3 protein-coding genes and 1 pseudogene are annotated in these 2,857 nt (G+C 66.7%); all 4 read left to right on the top strand.

Features of this window, described 5'->3' with window-relative positions:
• Nucleotides 1-337 (top strand): annotated as a pseudogene (locus VF794_RS00225) (N-acetylmuramoyl-L-alanine amidase); the annotation flags it as partial.
• Nucleotides 338-433: 96 nt separating this feature from the next.
• Nucleotides 434-1,444 (top strand): type I glyceraldehyde-3-phosphate dehydrogenase, encoded by a 1,011-nt coding sequence (gene gap, locus VF794_RS00230; RefSeq protein ID WP_331106510.1) that lies wholly within the window; start codon nt 434-436, stop codon nt 1,442-1,444.
• Between the two features lie 39 nt (nt 1,445-1,483).
• Entirely contained in the window at nt 1,484-2,671 is a 1,188-nt protein-coding gene (locus VF794_RS00235) for a phosphoglycerate kinase (RefSeq protein WP_331106512.1), read from the top strand.
• A 35-nt stretch (nt 2,672-2,706) separates the two neighbouring features.
• Nucleotides 2,707-2,857: triose-phosphate isomerase (locus VF794_RS00240; RefSeq protein ID WP_331106514.1), on the top strand; the 151-nt coding region annotated here is incomplete at its 3' end.

The raw sequence follows: 2,857 nt of genomic DNA on the forward strand, positions 1-2,857 counted from the left end.
CGGGCAGGTGCTCTTCCTGAGCGTGCCCTTCGAGGGCATCGTCAGCCCCTCGCGTCGCGCCTGGCTCATGGGGGCCTTCCTCTCACGCGCGGGTGTGCTGGCCTCACCCCCCACGCCGCCTGTTGGAGAGGAGCTCCTGCCCCCGGATGCGGACATGGGGAGCCCCTCGACCTCCACGGCCTGCATGCTGGACCCCATCCCCACGTCCTACGAAAACCCGGACACGGGCTGTGGCTGCCGGGCGAGCGAGGGAACCGCGTCGGTTGCATGGCTGTTGGTGCTGCTGACTGTTCAGCTACGGCGCACGGGTCGTCGATCTGCCTTTACTGAGCGTTGACTCGCGTGAAGCACATGCCTACGGTCGGCCGCCCTTTCCCACGACGGGCAAGCGTGCGGCCCGCCGTGTGCTGTTCACCTCTAAGGAGACTGTGACATGGCCACCAAGATTGCCATCAACGGGTTCGGTCGTATCGGCCGTTGCGTCCTTCGCGCGGCGCTGAGCCGCAAGGAAGAGCTCGACTTCGTCGCCATCAACGACCTCGATGAGCCGGCCGCGCTGGCGCACCTGTTCAAGTACGACTCCGTCCACGGCATGTGGCACGGCACCGTGAAGGCCACGGACAAGTCCATCATCATCGACGGCAAGGAGATCGCCGTCACCGCGCAGAAGGACCCCACCGCGCTGCCCTGGAAGTCCATGGGCGCCGACATCGTCATGGAGTGCACCGGCCGCTTCACCGAGCGCGACGATGCCGCCAAGCACATGAACGCGGGCGCCAAGAAGGTCATCATCTCCGCGCCGGCCAAGGGCCCGGACCTGACGATCGCCTACGGCATCAACCACGACCAGTACGATCCGAAGAAGCACCACATCCTCTCCAACGCCTCGTGTACCACCAACTGCCTGGCGCCGCTGGGCAAGGTGCTGCTGGAGAACTTCGGCATCGAGAAGGGCGTGATGACCACCATCCACAGCTACACCAACGACCAGCGCATCCTGGACCTGACGCACAAGGACCTGCGCCGCGCCCGCGCCGCCGCGCTGTCGATGATTCCCTCCTCCACCGGTGCCGCCAAGGCCATCGGTGAGGTGCTCCCGGCCCTCAAGGGCAAGATGCACGGCATGGCCGTGCGCGTGCCCACCCCGAACGTGTCCCTGGTGGACTTGAGCGTGGTGACGAGCAAGCCCGTCACCGTTGATGCCGTCAACGCCGCCTTCAAGGCCGCCGCCGAGGGCCCGCTCAAGGGCGTGCTCCAGTACAACGACGAGCAGACCGTCTCCATCGACTACAACGGCAACCCGCACTCCTCCATCTTCGACTCCACCAACACCATGGTCATGGGCGACAACCTGCTCAAGGTGATGGCCTGGTACGACAACGAGTGGGGCTTCTCCAACCGCATGGTGGATACGGCGAAGTTCCTCGCTTCCAAGGGCATCTAGTCAGGCAGTCCAACGGGCGTTCCGAGTGGGAGAAGCGAGATGATCCGCTACATCGACGACATGCAGCTCACCGGCAAGCGCGTCTTCATCCGGGTGGACTTCAACGTTCCCCTGGAGGGAAAGCGCATCACCGATGACACCCGCATCCGCGAGGCGCTGCCGACGATCCGTCGCGCGCTGGAGCTGGGCGGGAAGGTGATTCTGGCCTCCCACCTCGGGCGCCCCAAGGGTCCCGACCCGAAGCTCTCCCTGGAGCCGGCCGCCAGCCGCCTCAGTGAGCTGCTCGGCGCCAAGCACGAGGTCCTCCTCGCCGACGACTGCGTGGGCGACGGCGTGCGCAAGCTGGTGAAGGACCTCAAGGAAGGGCAGGTGCTCATGCTCGAGAACCTGCGCTTCCACAAGGAAGAGGAGGCCAACGACGACGCCTTCGCGCGTGAGCTGGCCTCCTTCGCCGACGTCTACATCAACGACGCCTTCGGCACCGCGCACCGCGCCCATGCCTCCACCGCGGGCATGGTGCCCCATGTGAAGGAGAAGGGCGCCGGCCTCCTGATGCGCAAGGAGCTGGACTACCTGGGCGGCGCGCTGAAGAACCCGGTCAAGCCCTTCGTGGCCATCCTGGGCGGCGCCAAGGTGAGCGACAAGATCAAGGTCATCGAGAGCCTGCTGCCCAAGGTGGACGCGCTGCTCATCGGCGGCGCCATGGCGTACACCTTCCTCAAGGCGCAGGGGATTGAAGTGGGCAAGAGCCGCGTGGAGGAGGACAAGCTGTCGCTGGCCACGCGCATGCTGGAGGCGGCGCAGCGGCTGAAGACGTCGCTGGTGCTGCCCATCGATCACATCTGCGGCACCGAGCCCTCGGACAAGGGCCAGGTGCGCGAGGTGGCGGATCGGGCGATTCCCGTCGACGTGATGGGCCTGGACATCGGCCCGAAGACGCGGGCCATGTACGCCCAGCACATCCGCGGCGCGAAGACGGTGGTGTGGAACGGCCCCATGGGCATGTTCGAGGTGGAGAAGTTCGCCGCCGGCACGCGGGACGTGGCCATGGCCATGGCCGCCAACAAGGACGCGGTGACGATCGTGGGCGGTGGCGACAGCGCCGCGGCCGTCAACGAGATGGGGATGGCCACCAAGCTCAGCCATGTGTCCACCGGCGGCGGCGCCTCGCTGGAGTTCCTCGAGGGCCGCGAGCTGCCGGGCGTGAAGGCGCTGGAGACCAAGTAGTCCACCGCACCGCAACACCTCGTGAGGGAGTCCCCATGGCACAGGCGCGACGGAAGCTGATCACCGGCAACTGGAAGATGAACAAGACCGTCCCCGAGACGCTCGCGCTGGCGCGGGAGCTCAAGGGGCTGGTGGCCTCGGTGCCGGGGGAGCGGGTGGAGATCTCCGTGGCGCCGCCCTTCGTGT

The organism is Archangium sp. (genome assembly GCF_036389735.1).
In the GTDB taxonomy this organism is placed as follows: Bacteria; Myxococcota; Myxococcia; order Myxococcales; family Myxococcaceae; genus Archangium.

Excerpts from the sequence above, each read along its gene's own strand:
- gap (WP_331106510.1), top strand. The coding sequence starts at position 434 with ATGGCCACCAAGATTGCCATCAACGGGTTCGGTCGTATCGGCCGTTGC.
- VF794_RS00235 (WP_331106512.1), top strand. The coding sequence starts at position 1,484 with ATGATCCGCTACATCGACGACATGCAGCTCACCGGCAAGCGCGTCTTC.